A 16,344-nucleotide genomic window follows, 5' to 3' on the forward strand; every position below is an offset into this window, starting at 1 on the left:
CCACGGCGCAGGGGCTGGCCCTATTTCTCCACGCTGACGCCGTAGAAGGAGTTCAGGCCGAACGGGCTGATCTTGAAGTCCTTCACCTTGTCGCTCATCGGCTGATAGACAGTGGAGTGAGCGATCGGCGTGATCGGCACTTGCTCCTTGAGGATGTGTTGCGCTTTTTGATACAGCTCGGTGCGCTTGGCCTGGTCGGAAGTGGCCTTGGCCTGCTTGATCAGGTCGTCGTAGGGCTTGTAGCACCACTTGGAGAAGTTGTTCCCATCCATGGCATCGCAGCCGTAGAGGGTACCCAGCCAGTTGTCGGGGTCACCGTTGTCGCCGCTCCAGCCGATCAGCATGGCGCCTTGCTCGCCGCCTTTGGAACGCTTGATGTACTCGCCCCACTCGTAGCTGACGATCTTGGCCTTGATGCCGATCTTGGCCCAGTCGGACTGGAGCATTTCGGCCATCAACTTGGCGTTGGGGTTGTAGGGGCGCTGCACGGGCATGGCCCACAGGGTGATCTCGGTGCCTTCCTTGATGCCGGCTTCCTTGAGCAGCTGCTTGGCTTTCTCCGGGTCGTACTTGGCATCCTTGATGGAGGTGTCGTAGGACCACTGCGTCGGCGGCATGGCGTTGACCGCCAGTTGGCCTGCGCCCTGGTACACCGATTCGATGATCTGCTGCTTGTTCACCGCCATGTCCAGTGCCTGGCGAACCTTCAGCTGGGACAGGGGGTTGGCTTCGTTGCTGCCCTTGATCTTGTCCATCACGTTGTAGGCGATGTAGCCAAGGTTGAAGCCGGCCTGTTCAGGCATTTGAAGTTTCGGATCTTTCTTCAGCGGCTCGATATCGGCAGGGCGTGGGAACAGAGTGACCTGGCACTCGTTCTTCTTGAGCTTCTGCATGCGTACCGAGGCGTCGGTACTGATGGCGAAGATCAGGTTGTCGATCTTCACGTCATCGGGGTTCCAGTAGTCCTTGTTGCCCTTGAAACGGATCTGGGCGTCCTTCTGGTACTTGCTGAACACGAACGGGCCGGTGCCGATCGGTTTCTGGTTGATGTCGGCGGCCTTGCCCTGCTTGAGCAACTGGTCGGCGTACTCGGCGGACTGGATCGAGGCGAAGCTCATGGCCAGGTTCTGGATGAAGGCGGCGTCCACCTCGTTGAGGGTGAAGCGTACAGTGTGATCGTCGACCTTTTCGAGACGGGCGATGTTCTTGTCCATTCCCATGTCGGTGAAGTAGGGGAATTCGGTGGGGTAGGCTTTGCGGAACGGATGGTTCTTGTCGAGCATGCGGTTGAAGGTGAACAGCACGTCGTCGGCGTTGAACTCGCGGGTCGGCTTGAAGAAGTCGGTGGTGTGGAACTTGACGCCTTCGCGCAGGTGGAAGGTGTAGGTCTTGCCGTCGTCGGAGACGTCCCACTTGGTTGCCAGCCCCGGAATGACCGCGGTGCCGCCGCGCTCGAACTGGGTGAGGCGATTGAAGACGGTTTCGGCCGAGGCGTCGAAGTCGGTTCCTGTGGTGTATTGGCCCGGGTCGAAGCCTGCGGGGCTGCCTTCGGAGCAGAACACCAGGTTGGTCGCGGCTAGCGCGGAGGGTGCGCCGGCGAGCAAGCCTGCGCTGACCAGGAACGGAATGACTGCGTGTTTAAGCATGGTGGCCTCATTGTTGTCATTTTTCGATTGAGGCGGCCTCGTGAGCCGACCTGCGGATACTTATGCAGGGTAGATCGCCAATGCAACAGGCAGAGGGATAGTTGACGTCAAAATTGTGGGACTAACGTACATGGATGTCGCATCCATGTAATTTTCATGAAAGTTGAACGTTTGCGCTGGTTTTTTGCAGGCAATTTGCCAGATGTTTTTCAACTTTGAAGTCAATAGGAAAGCAGCTATAGCGCTGTAGGAATGAGGCTTTGAAACTGTCAGTTCTGGAAATGACATCAAAGCGACGGGCATTGCACCCGTCGCTTCGGTTCACTGAGGTCGATCAGGGCATCTGGACTTCGATCAGGCCATCGGCGTTCATGCTGACTTCGCTGGTACCGGCTTCGATGTCCGGCGCGGGAGCGGCTTCATCGGCTGCCATGGCCTTCATGGCCATCGGCGCGCTGCGCAGGTAGGGGCGTGGGTAGCCGCTGCTGTTGAGGTTCAGGCTGACCACTTTGTAGCCTTTGCCGCCGAGGGCTTCGGTGGCCAACTGGGCGCGTGCCTTGAAGGCGTCGACGGCCTCCTTGAGCAGGGCGTCCTCGTTGCTCTTGCGGGTGGCTTGGGCAATGGAGAAGTCCATGCCGCCCATTTTCAGGTCTTGGAGCAGTTCCCCGGTGAGTTTGGACAGGGCTGGGAAGTCGGCGCTTTCCAGGCGCAGTTCGGCGCGTTCGCGCCAGCCAGTGATCTTCTGGCCTTTGCTGTCATAGACCGGGTAGCTGTTGCGGCTACCCTGGCTGATCTTCACGTCCTTGACCTGGCGTGCCTGCTGCACGGCTTTGTTCATGGTCTCGGTGATTTCCTTGGCCAGCTTGCCTGGGTCGTTGTTCTGGGCTTCGCTGTACAGGGTTACGACCATCAAGTCGCGCGCCACTTCCTTGGTGACTTCGGCGCGCAGCGATACCTGGTTGTAGCGCGGCGCATCGTCCGCCAACGCCGGCAGGCTGGCCAGCAGGCCACAGGACAGGATCAGCGCGATGCCACGACGGGGGATGTGCATGTAGGACTCCTTGGCAAATAAAGGCGCGGGCATTGTCCATCCCGCGCATGGCCCATCAGACCGGGAACAGTGTAGTGGGTTCCTAAATGCCATCATTAACCTGTGACAAAGTGTGGCGCTTTGCCGCATCGCTGCAGCGGGGCGCCTGGCTTCGGTATACTCCGGTCGATTTTCCTGGAGCACTCATCAGGAGAGCTCATGCTCGCTGCCGCACATCCGCTGTCCGCTACGCGCCAGAACCTCTGGCGTCTGACCTTCATTCGTATCCTGGTCCTGGCCGCCCAGGCTGGCTCCGTTGGCGTGGCCTATTGGACCGAACTGGTCCCGCTGCCCTGGCTGTCGCTGGCCATCACACTGGCCCTGTCGTCGTTGCTGTGTGCCTTCACCGCCTTGCGTCTGCGCTTGTCGTTGCCGGTCACCGAACTCGAGTATGCCCTGCAGCTGGCCTGTGACCTGCTGATCCACAGTGCCTTGCTGTACTACTCCGGCGGCTCGACCAACCCGTTCGTTTCCTACTACCTGGTACCTCTGGCGATCGCCGCGGTGACCTTGCCATGGATCTATTCGCTGGTGCTGTCTGGCATTGCTCTGGTGGCCTATAGCCTGCTGCTGGTGCAGTTCTACCCGCTCGAGACCCTGCCCATGGCCCGGGAAAAGATGCAGGTCTATGGCATGTGGTTGAGCATCGCCTTGGCGGCCGGCGTGATCACGTTCTTCGCCGCACGCATGGCCGAAGAGCTTCGTCGCCAGGAGAAACTGCGCGCCGATCGCCGCGAGGAGAGCCTTCGAGACGAGCAACTGCTCGCCGTGGCCACCCAGGCCGCCGGGGCCGCCCATGAACTGGGCACGCCTCTGGCGACCATGAGCGTGCTGCTCAATGAAATGCGTCAGGACCACACAGACCCGCAATTGCAGGAAGACCTGGAGATCCTTCAGGACCAGGTCAAGCTGTGCAAGGAGACCTTGCAGCAACTGGTCCGCGCCGCCGAAGCCAACCGTCGTCTGAGCGTGGTCGAGCAGGAGGTGACCGCCTGGCTGGATGAAGCGCTCAACCGCTGGCACCTGATGCGCCCGGAGGCCACCTACCGCTTCCAGCGCCTGCGCGATGGCCAGGTTCCGCGTCTGACGCCCCCCCCGGACTTGACCCAGGCCTTGCTCAATCTGCTTAACAACGCCGCCGATGCCTGCCCCGAGGATCTGGAAGTGCGCCTGGACTGGAACGCCCAGGACATCATCATCACGATCCGCGATCACGGCCCTGGCGTTCCCGTCGCCATCGCCGAGGCGATCGGTAAACCCTTCTTTACCACCAAGGGCAAAGGCTTCGGCCTGGGCCTGTTCCTGAGCAAGGCCAGCGTGACCCGTGCTGGCGGCTCGGTGAAACTCTATAGTCATGAACAGGGCGGCACCCTCACCGAGCTGCGCCTGCCCCATGGCAAGCGAGGAGATGAACGATGAGCGAAGAAAACCTGGTCGAAGGCGAAGAGCTGCCGCACTTGTTGCTGGTGGACGACGACGCCACCTTCACCCGCGTCATGGCGCGCGCCATGAGCCGTCGCGGTTTCCGCGTGAGCACCGCCTCCTCGGCCGAGGAGGGGTTGGTGCTGGCCAAGCAGGACGTGCCTGATTACGCGACCCTAGACCTCAAGATGGACGGCGATTCCGGGCTGGCGCTGCTGCCCAAGCTGCTGGAGCTGGACCCTGAAATGCGGGTGTTGATCCTGACGGGTTATTCGAGCATCGCCACCGCGGTTGAGGCTATCAAGCGCGGTGCCTGCAACTATCTGTGCAAGCCGGCGGACGCCGATGATGTGTTGGCGGCGCTGTTGTCCGAGCATGCGGATCTGGATTCGCTGGTGCCGGAGAACCCGATGTCGGTGGATCGTCTGCAGTGGGAGCATATCCAGCGGGTGTTGGCCGAGCATGACGGGAACATATCCGCGACGGCGCGGGCCCTTGGGATGCATCGGCGCACGTTGCAGCGTAAGTTGCAGAAGCGGCCTGTGCGGCGGTGAGGCTTTGTGGTTTGTGGTTTGTGGTTGTGGGTTTTGAGGTTTGTGGGCTTATCCGTTTGATTTGTCGACGCTGATTCACCTTTCCGCCCTTACGGCGGGTCACTTTTGGTCTTGGCCAAAAGTAACCAAAAGCCGCGCGCCCCTGCATCCGGCCCGGCGCTTCGCACCGGGTCCCCTCGCTGCGGTGTCTTACGGGGCCTCGCGGCCTCCGGCTGGCTACGCCAGCCTCCATCTCGCGACTCCGGCTACGCCGAAGGGCGCTACGCGCCTGCCCCTACAGACACCTCCGCTCGGCCTGCTGATGGGGCGCAAGTTACGGGCGGCGCCTGGGCTGGCGTTGTTTCATTGAGTGGTTTTTGTGGTGAGCTTTTGGGCCTATTTGCGATTAAATCGGGACGCCGAACCGCCGTTCACACAGGCTCACCGCCGCTCTTGAGAACGGCGCTGTGCCTGTAGGAGCGGCGGTTCGACGTTCCTACTCGTGAATAGGCAGCAATAAACACCCAAACAATTAACTTGTTTGCCGTTGCCGTTGCCGTTGCCGTTGCCGTTGCTTTTGATGCGCGATAGTCCAGACACCACCCATCGCGACCTCAGAAGGCCGAGTGGAGGTGTCTGTAGGGGCAGGCGCGCAGCGCCCTTCGGCGTGAGCCGAAGTCGCGAGATGGAGGCTGGCGTAGCCAGCCGGAGGCCGCGGAGCCCCGTAAGGCACCGGAGCGGAGGGAACCCCGGAGCGCAGCGCAGGGGCCGCATGTGGGAGCCAGCGGTTTTTGCCTACTTTTGCCCAAGAGCAAAAGTAGGTCGCCGTAAAGGCGAAAAGCGCCGGTGGCGCCCCCACCAAACCCGGATATTCACCCAGCCTGAAAGCCAAACTTGCAGGAAGCTTCCTAAATCACCGCCAATTCCCCGCAACTCCCACCGCTCGCGTATCATTAGCCCCCTAACGGCAACCCCCCAGGACCCGCAATGCTCGCCCTCCTCATCCAGACGCTGAACATCACGGCCCCGGTGTTCGCCATGCTGTTCATGGGCGTGCTCCTCAAACGCATCCGCCTGATCGACGACAGCTTCATCAAGGTCGCCTCGACCCTGGTCTTCAATGTCTGCATGCCAGCCTTACTGTTCCTGGGTATCTATCACGCCGACCTCGCCACCGCAGTCAAGCCCGGAGTACTGGTCTATTTCATCATCGCCACCCTGGCAGGCTTCGCCATGGCCTGGGGCCTGGCCATCTGGCGCTGTCCGCCTGTCGACCGGGGCATCTACACCCAGGGCGCCTTTCGCGGCAACAACGGTGTGATCGGCCTGGCCCTGGCGGCCAGTCTGTACGGTGACTACGGCATTTCCCTGGGGGCAGTGCTCGCGGGGTTGGTAATCCTTTTGTACAACTCCCTGTCGGCAGTGGTCCTGGCGGTCTACAGCCCGGACCTGAAGTCCGACCCCTGGAGCATCTGCAAGAGCATCCTCAGCAACCCGCTGATCATCAGCGTGCTGCTTGCCGCCCCCATGGCTTACGCCCAGATTCCATTGCCCAACTGGTTGCTCACCTCCAGCGACTACTTGGCGCAAATGACCCTGCCGCTGGCACTGATCTGCATCGGTGGCACCTTGTCCCTCGCGGCGCTGCGTGACAGCGGCAGGCTGGCGATCGATGCCAGCCTGGTCAAGGTTGTCTGGCTGCCATTGCTCGGCACGCTGGGCGCCTGGTTATGGGGTTTTCGAGGAGCGGAACTGGGCATCCTGTTCCTCTATATCGGCAGCCCGACCGCCGCTGCCAGCTATGTGATGGCGCGGGCCGCCAATGGCAATCATGAGCTGGCAGCCTCGATCATCGTGATTACTACGCTACTTGCTGCGATCACCACCAATATTGGCATTTTCATCTTGCAGTGGGGCGGATGGATCTAGATCCTTGACTGCAAACAACACCAACAACACTGCCTCCCGAATTGAGGACACTTCATGCAAGACCAGAGCACGCCCGAGCGGTTGCAGCGCGGGCTGAAGAATCGCCACATCCAGCTTATCGCGCTGGGCGGGGCCATCGGCACCGGGCTTTTCCTGGGAATCGCCCAGACCATCCAGTTGGCCGGCCCGTCCGTTCTGCTGGGCTATGCCATCGCTGGCTTGATGGCTTTTCTGATCATGCGCCAACTCGGCGAGATGGTGGTCGAAGAGCCGGTCGCTGGCAGCTTCAGCCACTTCGCCCATCAGTACTGGAGCGAGTTCGCAGGTTTTGTCTCAGGCTGGAACTACTGGGTGGTGTATGTGCTGGTCGGCATGGCCGAACTCACGGCCGTCGGTATCTACGTGCAGTACTGGTGGCCGGATTTCCCCACCTGGGCCACCGCAGCGATCTTCTTCGTGGTGATCAACGCCATCAACCTGACCCAGGTGAAGGTCTACGGTGAACTGGAGTTCTGGTTCGCCCTGGTCAAGGTGGTGGCCATCGTCAGCATGATCGGCTTTGGTGCCTGGCTGCTGGGCAGTGGCCATGGCGGGCCGGACGCCAGTGTTGCCAACCTGTGGCAGTACGGTGGGTTCTTCCCCAACGGCATCACCGGGCTGATCATGGCCCTGGCGGTGATCATGTTCTCCTTCGGCGGGTTGGAGCTGGTGGGAATCACCGCTGCTGAAGCGGACAACCCCCGTGAAAGCATTCCGAAGGCCACCAACCAGGTGGTCTATCGCATCCTGATTTTCTACATCGGCGCCCTGGCGGTGCTGTTGTCGCTCTACCCTTGGCAGAAAGTCGTGCAAGGCGGCAGCCCGTTCGTGATGATCTTCCACGAACTGGATAGCGATCTGGTGGCGACCATCCTCAACATCGTGGTGCTCACCGCTGCGCTGTCGGTGTACAACAGCTGCGTATACGCCAACAGCCGCATGCTGTTCGGCCTGGCCAGCCAGGGCGATGCCCCGCGTCAATTGCTGAAAGTCAGCCGCCGGGGTGTGCCGTTGACCGCGTTGGGTGTCTCTGCGCTGGCGACAGGGCTTTGCGTGCTGATCAACTATCTGATGCCGGGGGAGGCCTTCGGCTTGCTGATGGCGCTGGCAGTATCGGCACTGGTTATCAACTGGGCGAGCATCAGCATCACCCACCTGAAGTTCCGCAAGGCCAAGCTGGCGGCGGGCATCATGCCGTTCTACCGCAGTCTGGGACATCCGCTGACCAACTACCTGTGCCTGGCATTCATCGTGTTGATCTTGGTGGTGATGTACCTGACGCCACCGATCCGCATTTCCGTGATGCTGATCCCGCTGTGGATCGCGGTCTTGTGGGTGGCGTTCAAGTTGAAGAAGGCTCGCCAAGCCAGATAAGAACGGCGGCGGCTTCGTCGCGGATGAATCCACTTCCACAGGTGTTGCGCACTGAATGAAGGCAGCGCAATACCTGTGGGTGTGGTAAGGCCGCGAAGCGGCGGGGCATTGAAGACGGCTTCAGCCTTCGTAGCTGTCGATCACTTCCTGTGCCGCGCGGAACGCATCGATTGCCGCTGGCACCCCCGCATACACAGCGCAGTGCAGCAGCGCTTCGCGAATCTCTTCCACGGTGCAGCCGTTGTTCAATGCACCGCGGACATGGCCTTTGAGCTCTTGAGGGCATTTGAGGGCGGTCAAGGCGGCCAAGGTGATCAGGCTGCGGGTCTTGAGTGGCAACCCTTCACGGGCCCAGACGCTGCCCCAGGCGTGTTCGTTGACGAAGTCCTGCAGTGGCTGGGTGAAGTCGGTGGCGTTGTTCAGTGCCCGGTCGACGAACGCATCGCCCATGACCTGGCGGCGTATCTGCTCGCCGGATTTTCTCGAGTCGGTCATATCCAATTCCTTAGTGTTGACGGCGCCAGGCGCGTACCGTGGTGTACAGCAGCACCAGGCCGAGCACGGGCATTACGTAGAACAGCATGAGCCGCTCCAGGCGGCCAGCCAGCGGCATGCCGGTGGTGAACGCCACCACATGCAGGCCATAGGCCAGATACAGGCAAAGGAACACCAGGCCTTCAGCGCGGGTGACCCGGTAGCCGGAATAGAACACCGGCAGGCTCAGTGCCGCGACGCCCAACATCACCGGTAAGTCGAAGTCCAAGGCATTGGGTGAGATCGACAAGGGTGTCGGGGTGACCAGGGCGGTCAGACCCAGCACGGCCAGCAGGTTGAACAGGTTGCTGCCGATCACCGTGCCTACTGCGATCTCCCGTTCACCTCGCAAGGCGGCGATCAATGCTGCTGCGAGCTCGGGCAGCGATGTGCAGACCGCGACGACCGTAAGGCCGATGATTCGCTCGGAAAGACCCAGGTCGGTGGCGACCTCGACCGCCGCCTCCAGCAGCAGGTGGCCTCCCAGGCTCAGCAAGCCCAGGCCGAACAATACTTGCAGCGCGGCGCCGCTCCAGAAGCGTGGAGCGCTGCTATGAACGGCCTCGGGGGCCGGGTAGGTCCGGGCGTAGTGGCGTGACTGGTGCCAGAGCATGGCCAGATAACCCAGCAGACCAAGCAAGAGCAGCAGGCCTTCGAGTCGCCCCAGCTGTCCGTTGATTGCCAGCAGATAGACCAGCGCGCTGGCGGCGATCATCAGCGGGATGTCCAGACGCACCAGTTGCCGGGAAACTCGCAAGGGAATGATCAACGCAGCCAGGCCGAGAATCACCAGCACATTGAAGATATTGCTGCCGACTACGCTGCCCACTGCGACGTCCGGTGCCCCCTGGTAGGCCGCTTGCAGGCTCACGGTCAGTTGCGGCGCGGTACTGCCGAAAGCCACCAGACTCAGACCGATGATCAGCGGGCGTACGTGCAGGCGCGTGGCCAGGCGCAAGGCAGCGCGTACCAAAAGCTCCGCGCCGATGACGAGCAGCACGAGGCCCACGCCCAGTTGCAGAAGGCTGAAGGTGGGAAGGGTGGCCAGGTCGAAAATGGTTGGGACTCCTGTCAGATCAGTCGCTCAGCCCTTGTACCCGGACGCGCGCCGTTCCGCTACGGATCATCCCGATTTTTTCTGCGGCAGCCCGTGACAGGTCGATCAGTCGGCCTCGCGTGTGCGGGCCGCGGTCGTTGATACGCACGACGACGCTGCGCTTGTTGCTCAGGTTGGTCACCAGTACGCGGCTGCCAAAAGGCAGGCTGCGGTGGGCGGCGGTCAGGCCATGCTGGTTGAAGGGTTCGCCGCTGGCGGTGCGTTTGCCGTGGTGACGGGAGCCGTAATAAGAGGCAGTGCCGGTCTGGTCGTAACCGCGGGAATCGATATCGTGACTGGCGCAGCCGGCCAGCAGGGAAAAGAGGGCGAGGGTGCCGAGGGAACGCTTGATCAAGTCGAAAGCTCCAGGACTGCGGTTTCAGGGCGCTACGCACCCCATCGCCTGCTTCGCCAACGTCCACAGGATAGCGGCTATACCTCCTGTGGAAGCTGGCGATGCCTGCGTTGGGCTGCCTAGCAGCCCCAGAACAGAATCACCCTTCGAGCTTGGCTTTGAGCAATTGGTTCACTTGCCCCGGGTTGGCTTTGCCCTTGGATGCCTTCATTGCCTGGCCGACGAAGAAGCCGAACATCTTGCCACGCTTGGCCTCGTCGGCGGCGCGGTACTGTTCGACCTGTTCGGCGTTGGCAGCGAGCATCTCGTCGAGCATCTTTTCGATCGCACCGGTGTCGGTCACCTGCTTGAGGCCTTTGCTTTCGATGATGCTGTCAGCGTCGCCTTCACCGGCGGCCATGGCCTCGAACACTGTCTTGGCGATCTTGCCGCTGATGGTGTTGTCACGGATGCGCAGCAGCATGCCGCCGAGCTGCTCGGCAGTGACGGGGGCTTGGTCGATCTCCACCCCCAGCTTGTTGAGCAGGCTGCCCAGCTCGACCATCACCCAGTTGGCGGCGAGCTTGGCGTCGCCACCGATGCGGGCGACTTCCTCGAAGTAGTCGGCCTGTTCGCGGCTAGCTGCCAATACGTTGGCGTCATAGGCCGACAGGCCGTACTGGCTCTGGAAACGCTCGACTTTCTGCTGCGGCAGTTCCGGCAGGCTGGCGCGGGTAGCTTCGAGGAAGGCGTCCTCGATCACCACTGGCAGCAGGTCCGGGTCGGGGAAGTAACGGTAGTCGTTGGCCTCCTCCTTGCTGCGCATCGAGCGCGTTTCGTCTTTGTTCGGGTCGTACAGACGGGTTTCCTGGACAACCTTGCCGCCGTCCTCGATGAGGTCGATCTGGCGTTGGATCTCGCTGTTGATCGCACGCTCGATGAAGCGGAACGAGTTGACGTTCTTGATCTCGCAGCGGGTGCCGAACTCGGTCTGGCCTTTCGGGCGGACCGAAACGTTGCAGTCGCAGCGCAGCGAGCCTTCGGCCATGTTGCCGTCGCAGATACCCAGGTAGCGGACCAGGGCGTGGATTGCCTTGACGTAGGCCACGGCTTCCTTGGCGCTGCGCATGTCCGGTTCGGAGACGATTTCCAGCAGTGGCGTACCGGCGCGGTTCAGGTCGATGCCGGTGGAGCCGCTGAAGTCTTCGTGCAGGCTCTTGCCGGCGTCTTCCTCCAAGTGCGCGCGGGTGATGCCGATGCGCTTGATGGTGCCGTCTTCCAGGGCGATGTCCAGGTGGCCCTTGCCGACGATCGGTAGGTCCATCTGGCTGATCTGGTAGCCCTTGGGCAGGTCCGGGTAGAAGTAGTTCTTGCGCGCGAACACGTTGCGCTTGCCGATTTCGGCGTCGATCGCCAGGCCGAACATGCAGGCCATGCGCACGGCTTCCTGGTTCAGCACCGGCAGAACGCCGGGCATGCCGAGGTCGACCAGGCTGGCCTGGGTGTTCGGCTCGGAGCCGAAGGTGGTGGCGCTGCCGGAGAAGATCTTCGACTGGGTGGCGAGCTGGGTATGAATCTCCAGCCCGATCACAACTTCCCATTGCATGTGTGAATTCCTCAGAAGCCGTTAGGGGCGCGGGTGTGCCAGTCGGTGACTTGCTGGTAACGGTGCGCGACGTTGAGCAGGCGGCCTTCCTGGAAGTACGGCGCCAGCAGCTGCACGCCGACCGGCAGGCCTTCGACGAAGCCGGCTGGCATCGACAGGCCCGGCAGGCCGGCCAGGTTGGCGGTAATGGTGTAGACGTCTTCCAGGTAGGCGGCGACCGGGTCGCTGCTCTTGGCGCCGAGCTTCCAGGCCGGGTTCGGCGTGGTTGGGCCGAGGATTACGTCGACCTGCTCGAAGGCGGCCATGAAGTCGTTCTTGATCAGTCGGCGGATCTGCTGCGCCTTGACGTAGTAGGCGTCGTAATAGCCAGCCGACAGGGCGTAGGTGCCGACCATGATGCGCCGTTGCACTTCGATGCCGAAGCCTTCGCCGCGGGAGCGCTTGTACAGGTCGGTGAGGTCCTTGGGCTCCTCGCAGCGGTAGCCGAAGCGCACGCCGTCGAAGCGCGACAGGTTGGAGGAGGCCTCGGCGGGCGCGATCACGTAGTACGCCGGGATCGCGTGCTGCATGTTCGGCAGGCTGATTTCCTTGATCACCGCGCCGAGCTTTTCGAGCTCCTTGACGCTGGCCTGGATCAGGTCGGCGATGCGTGGGTCGAGGCCGGCACCGAAGTATTCCTTCGGCAAGCCGATGCGCAGGCCTTCGAGCGGTGCATTCAGGCTGGCGCTGTAGTCCGGCACCGGCTCGTCGATGCTGGTGGAGTCCTTGGCGTCGAAGCCGGCCATGCCCTGCAGCAGCAAGGCGCAGTCCTCGGCGGTGCGAGCCATCGGGCCGCCTTGGTCGAGGCTCGAGGCGTAGGCGATCATGCCCCAGCGCGAGACGCGACCGTAGGTCGGCTTCAGACCGGTGAGGTTGGTCAGTGCAGCCGGCTGGCGGATCGAACCGCCGGTGTCGGTGCCGGTGGCGGCAGGCAGCAGGCGCGCGGCCACTGCAGCGGCGGAACCACCCGAAGAACCGCCGGGGACGTGCTCGAGGTTCCAGGGGTTCTTCACTGGGCCATAGTGGCTGGATTCGTTGGCCGAGCCCATGGCGAACTCGTCCATGTTGGTCTTGCCCAGGGTGACCATGCCGGCTTCGGCCAGCTTGGCGACCACGGTGGCATCATAGGGCGCCTTGAAGTTGTCGAGCATCTTCGAGCCGCAGCTGGTGCGGATGCCGTTGGTGCAGAACAGGTCCTTGTGGGCGATCGGTGCGCCGAGCAGGGGGCTGTTCTCGCCGGCAGCGCGACGGGCGTCGGCGGCGCGGGCCTGTTGCAGGGCCTGCTCTTCGGTAATGCTGACGAAACTGTTGATCTGAGGGTCGAGCTGCTTGATGCGCGCCAGCAGGGCGCCGGTCAGCTCTTCGGAGGAAAACGACTTGTCGGCGAGTCCACGGGTGATCTCGGCCAGGGTCAATTGATGCATGGCAGGCTGTTTCCCTTACTCGATGACTTTCGGAACCAGGTACAGGCCGTTTTCGGTCGCCGGGGCGATGGCCTGGTAGCGGTCACGCTGATTGCTTTCGGTAACCTGGTCGGGGCGCAGACGCTGGCTGGCCTCCAGAGGGTGGGCCAGGGGTTCGATGCCGTTGGTGTCGACGGCTTGCATCTGGTCGACCAGCCCGAGAATACTGTTCAAGGCATCGGTAATGCGTGGCAGTTCGCCTTCATTCAGGCCCAGGCGGGCCAGATGGGCGATCTTTTCCACGTCGCAGCGTTGAAGCGCCATGGGGATCTCCAGGAAAAACGGAACGGATAGGGTCCGTGGTGAGGAACATGCCAGCCGATCGATGGTCATACGGCCGCGATCATCTGCTGGCGTGCTCGGAAAAACTGCCAATTTAACATATTGGCTCCTTGCCCAAAATCCCCGCCATTGTTAGAGTTTGCCGCACTTTTTTACCCACGCTTTGCCTAGGGTCACTTTCCCATGTTCAAGAAACTGCGTGGCATGTTTTCCAGCGATCTGTCCATCGACCTGGGTACTGCCAACACCCTTATCTACGTGCGTGAGCGCGGTATCGTCCTGAATGAACCCTCGGTCGTTGCCATTCGTACCCACGGCAACCAGAAAAGCGTCGTCGCGGTCGGTACCGAGGCCAAGCGCATGCTGGGCCGTACGCCTGGCAACATCGCTGCCATTCGTCCGATGAAGGACGGCGTGATCGCCGATTTCAGCGTTTGTGAAAAAATGCTGCAGTACTTCATCAACAAGGTTCACGAGAACAGCTTCCTGCAGCCCAGCCCGCGTGTGCTGATCTGCGTGCCGTGCAAATCGACCCAGGTAGAGCGCCGCGCCATTCGCGAGTCCGCCCTGGGAGCCGGTGCCCGTGAGGTGTTCCTGATCGAAGAACCGATGGCCGCAGCCATTGGTGCCGGCCTGCCGGTAGAGGAAGCCCGCGGCTCGATGGTCGTGGACATCGGCGGTGGCACCACGGAGATCGCGCTGATTTCCCTGAACGGCGTGGTCTACGCCGAATCCGTGCGGGTAGGTGGTGATCGCTTCGACGAAGCCATCGTGACTTACGTACGCCGCAACTATGGCAGCCTGATCGGCGAATCCACCGCCGAGCGCATCAAACAGGAAATCGGCACCGCCTACCCGGGCGGCGAAATTCGCGAAGTCGACGTTCGTGGCCGTAACCTGGCTGAAGGCGTGCCGCGGGCCTTCACCCTCAACTCCAATGAGGTGCTCGAAGCCCTGCAGGAATCCCTGGCAACCATCGTCCAGGCGGTCAAGAGCGCCCTGGAGCAGTCGCCGCCAGAGCTGGCTTCGGACATCGCCGAACGTGGCCTGGTGTTGACCGGTGGCGGTGCGCTGCTGCGCGACCTCGACAAGCTGCTGGCCCAGGAAACCGGCCTGCCGGTGATCGTCGCCGAAGATCCTCTGACCTGCGTTGCCCGCGGTGGTGGTCGTGCACTGGAGATGATGGACAAGCACGCCATGGATCTGCTCTCCAGCGAGTGATCCCATACGGTCCATGCACGCATGGATTGTGTTCGCCCGGTTTACAGGTAGCACGCACAGTGCTACCTGTATGCGCTGGGCTGGCGTCCGTCCGGGCGTCGTTTCCGTTAACCCGCAAGCAGGCCGGTGCATTGCTTCATGTCCAATGACCTCCTGAATCGTCGTCCACGAGGAACGGCCCATTAAACCGCTTTTCTCCAAGGGCCCCTCGCTGGGCGTTCGTCTCCTGGTACTGGTGGTGCTGTCGGTCGCGCTGATGGTGGTCGATTCGCGCTTCGCGGTGCTCAAGCCAGTGCGCAGCCAGATGGGGCTGGTACTGATGGAATCCTATTGGGTCACCGACTTGCCGCAACGCCTGTGGCAGGGTGTGGCCAGCCAGTTCGGCAGCCGTACCGAATTGATCGCGGAAAACGAAAAACTCAAGACCGAAGCCCTGTTGCTGCAAGGGCGGCTGCAGAAGCTGGCGGCCCTGACCGAGCAGAACGTACGGTTGCGCGAATTGCTGAACTCCTCGGCGCTGGTCAATGAGAAGGTCGAAGTGGCCGAACTCATCGGCGTGGACCCCAACCCCTTCACTCACCGCATCCTCATCAACAAGGGCGAGCGTGACGGCGTGTTCCTCGGTCAGCCGGTGCTCGATGCTCGTGGCCTGATGGGGCAGGTGGTCGAGTTGATGCCTTACACCTCGCGCGTTCTGTTGCTGACCGACACCACTCACAGCATTCCGGTCCAGGTCAACCGCAACGGCCTACGGGCCATCGCCAGTGGCACCGGCAATCCGGAGCGTCTGGAGCTGCGTCATGTGGCTGACACGGCTGACATCAAAGAGGGCGACCTGCTGGTCAGCTCCGGGATGGGCCAGCGCTTCCCTGCAGGTTACCCGGTGGCCACCGTCAACGAAGTGATCCACGATTCTGGTCAGCCATTTGCGATCGTGCGCGCGATTCCCACCGCCGCGCTCAACCGCAGCCGCTACATGTTGCTGGTGTTCAGCGACCGGCGCACGGCCGAGCAGCGTGCTACCGATGCCGGGATAGCCCAGGAAGAGGCCGATCGCAAAGGCGCGACGGGCACCAACGGCCAGGGTACCGGCGAAGGCGGGCAGGGTACGCCTGCCACGACACCTGCCCCAGCGGCCGCCCCCGCCGCGCCTGTGGTCCCTGCACCTGCTGCTGCCCCTGCCACACCGGCAGCGGCTCCCGCAGCACCGCCCCCCTCCCGGAGACAATGATGGCTCGCTCCCGCAGCAAGAACGGCTGGGTGATCTGGCTGACATTCATCATCGGCCTGTTGCTCAGCGTTTCGCCAATGCCCCAGTTCATGGAAGTGTTCCGGCCCATGTGGCTGGCCATGCTGGTGTCCTTCTGGACCTTGGCGGTGCCCAACAAGGTCGGCATGACCACTGCATTCATTCTCGGTCTGGCAGAGGATGTGCTGTACGGCACCCTGTTAGGGCAGAACGCCCTGATCCTGACGCTGATCACGTTCCTGGTACTGTCCTTGCAACAGCGCCTGCGTATGTATCCCATGTGGCAGCAGAGCCTGGTGATCCTGGTGATCTTCGGCATCGCCCAGCTGATCCAGCTGTGGCTCAGCGCCCTGACCGGTAACCGCCTGCCCACGCTTGCATTGGTCTGGTCGGCGGTCATCAGTGCCTTGCTCTGGCCATGGATCAGCTTTGCCCTGCGCGATTTGCGCCGACGCTTGCACATCAACTGACGGCAACGTCGAATCTG

Annotated in this window: 15 protein-coding genes; 7 read left to right on the forward strand and 8 right to left on the reverse strand. The window is 62.1% G+C overall.

What is annotated here, in order from left to right:
• Positions 1-20 precede the first annotated feature (20 nt).
• Complete coding sequence (locus J5X93_RS04695; RefSeq protein WP_090345310.1) at positions 21-1,646, reverse strand: ABC transporter substrate-binding protein; 1,626 nt, start codon at positions 1,644-1,646, stop codon at positions 21-23.
• Positions 1,647-1,980: 334 nt separating this feature from the next.
• Positions 1,981-2,697 carry an SIMPL domain-containing protein gene (locus J5X93_RS04700; RefSeq protein WP_250034488.1) on the reverse strand — a complete coding sequence of 239 codons (717 nt, stop codon included), beginning with the start codon at positions 2,695-2,697 and terminating at the stop codon, positions 1,981-1,983.
• A 198-nt stretch (positions 2,698-2,895) separates the two neighbouring features.
• Between J5X93_RS04700 and J5X93_RS04705 the strand changes: the two genes are divergently transcribed.
• The 4 genes from J5X93_RS04705 (at position 2,896) to J5X93_RS04720 (ending at position 8,033) form a co-directional block, all read left to right on the forward strand.
• Positions 2,896-4,155, forward strand: coding sequence for an ATP-binding protein (locus J5X93_RS04705; RefSeq protein ID WP_070577091.1), 1,260 nt, complete (start codon positions 2,896-2,898; stop codon positions 4,153-4,155).
• Positions 4,152-4,712 (forward strand): response regulator transcription factor, encoded by a 561-nt coding sequence (locus tag J5X93_RS04710; RefSeq protein WP_070093026.1) that lies wholly within the window; start codon positions 4,152-4,154, stop codon positions 4,710-4,712. Before J5X93_RS04705 ends, J5X93_RS04710 begins: the two co-directional genes overlap by 4 nt.
• A 966-nt stretch (positions 4,713-5,678) precedes the next feature.
• A complete protein-coding gene (locus J5X93_RS04715; RefSeq protein WP_043213222.1) occupies positions 5,679-6,620 on the forward strand; it encodes an AEC family transporter in 942 nt (313 codons plus the stop codon).
• 54 nt (positions 6,621-6,674) lie between these two features.
• On the forward strand, positions 6,675-8,033 hold the full coding sequence (locus J5X93_RS04720; protein ID WP_043213224.1) for an amino acid permease: 1,359 nt from the start codon (positions 6,675-6,677) through the stop codon (positions 8,031-8,033).
• Positions 8,034-8,153: 120 nt separating this feature from the next.
• On the opposite strand, the gene J5X93_RS04725 is transcribed toward J5X93_RS04720, so the two are convergent.
• From J5X93_RS04725 to gatC, 6 genes are all read right to left on the reverse strand, one after another.
• Positions 8,154-8,528 (reverse strand): carboxymuconolactone decarboxylase family protein, encoded by a 375-nt coding sequence (locus tag J5X93_RS04725; protein WP_043213226.1) that lies wholly within the window; start codon positions 8,526-8,528, stop codon positions 8,154-8,156.
• Between the two features lie 10 nt (positions 8,529-8,538).
• Positions 8,539-9,582: a calcium/sodium antiporter gene (locus J5X93_RS04730; protein WP_102082752.1), complete on the reverse strand. Its 1,044-nt coding sequence runs from the start codon at positions 9,580-9,582 to the stop codon at positions 8,539-8,541.
• A gap of 61 nt (positions 9,583-9,643) precedes the next feature.
• Positions 9,644-10,018: a septal ring lytic transglycosylase RlpA family protein gene (locus tag J5X93_RS04735; protein ID WP_090346600.1), complete on the reverse strand. Its 375-nt coding sequence runs from the start codon at positions 10,016-10,018 to the stop codon at positions 9,644-9,646.
• A gap of 139 nt (positions 10,019-10,157) precedes the next feature.
• Positions 10,158-11,603, reverse strand: coding sequence for an Asp-tRNA(Asn)/Glu-tRNA(Gln) amidotransferase subunit GatB (gene gatB, locus J5X93_RS04740; protein ID WP_090346604.1), 1,446 nt, complete (start codon positions 11,601-11,603; stop codon positions 10,158-10,160).
• Positions 11,604-11,614: 11 nt separating this feature from the next.
• A complete protein-coding gene (gene gatA / locus J5X93_RS04745; RefSeq protein ID WP_250034489.1) occupies positions 11,615-13,066 on the reverse strand; it encodes an Asp-tRNA(Asn)/Glu-tRNA(Gln) amidotransferase subunit GatA in 1,452 nt (483 codons plus the stop codon).
• A gap of 15 nt (positions 13,067-13,081) precedes the next feature.
• Positions 13,082-13,369: an Asp-tRNA(Asn)/Glu-tRNA(Gln) amidotransferase subunit GatC gene (gene gatC, locus J5X93_RS04750; protein WP_043213235.1), complete on the reverse strand. Its 288-nt coding sequence runs from the start codon at positions 13,367-13,369 to the stop codon at positions 13,082-13,084.
• A gap of 201 nt (positions 13,370-13,570) precedes the next feature.
• Here gatC and mreB point away from each other — a divergent pair, with 201 nt between their 5' ends.
• From mreB to mreD, 3 genes are all read left to right on the forward strand, one after another.
• The gene (mreB, locus tag J5X93_RS04755; protein ID WP_039575577.1) at positions 13,571-14,608 is read left to right on the forward strand and encodes a rod shape-determining protein MreB; all 1,038 of its coding nucleotides are present in this window, start codon (positions 13,571-13,573) and stop codon (positions 14,606-14,608) included.
• A 181-nt stretch (positions 14,609-14,789) separates the two neighbouring features.
• Positions 14,790-15,839, forward strand: coding sequence for a rod shape-determining protein MreC (gene mreC / locus J5X93_RS04760; protein ID WP_102082750.1), 1,050 nt, complete (start codon positions 14,790-14,792; stop codon positions 15,837-15,839).
• Positions 15,839-16,327: a rod shape-determining protein MreD gene (gene mreD, locus J5X93_RS04765; RefSeq protein WP_043213239.1), complete on the forward strand. Its 489-nt coding sequence runs from the start codon at positions 15,839-15,841 to the stop codon at positions 16,325-16,327. The genes mreC and mreD overlap by 1 nt, the downstream gene beginning before the upstream one ends.
• Positions 16,328-16,344 lie beyond the last annotated feature (17 nt).

The organism is Pseudomonas sp. BYT-1, from assembly GCF_023611805.1.
In the GTDB taxonomy this organism is placed as follows: Bacteria; Pseudomonadota; Gammaproteobacteria; order Pseudomonadales; family Pseudomonadaceae; genus Aquipseudomonas; species Aquipseudomonas guariconensis.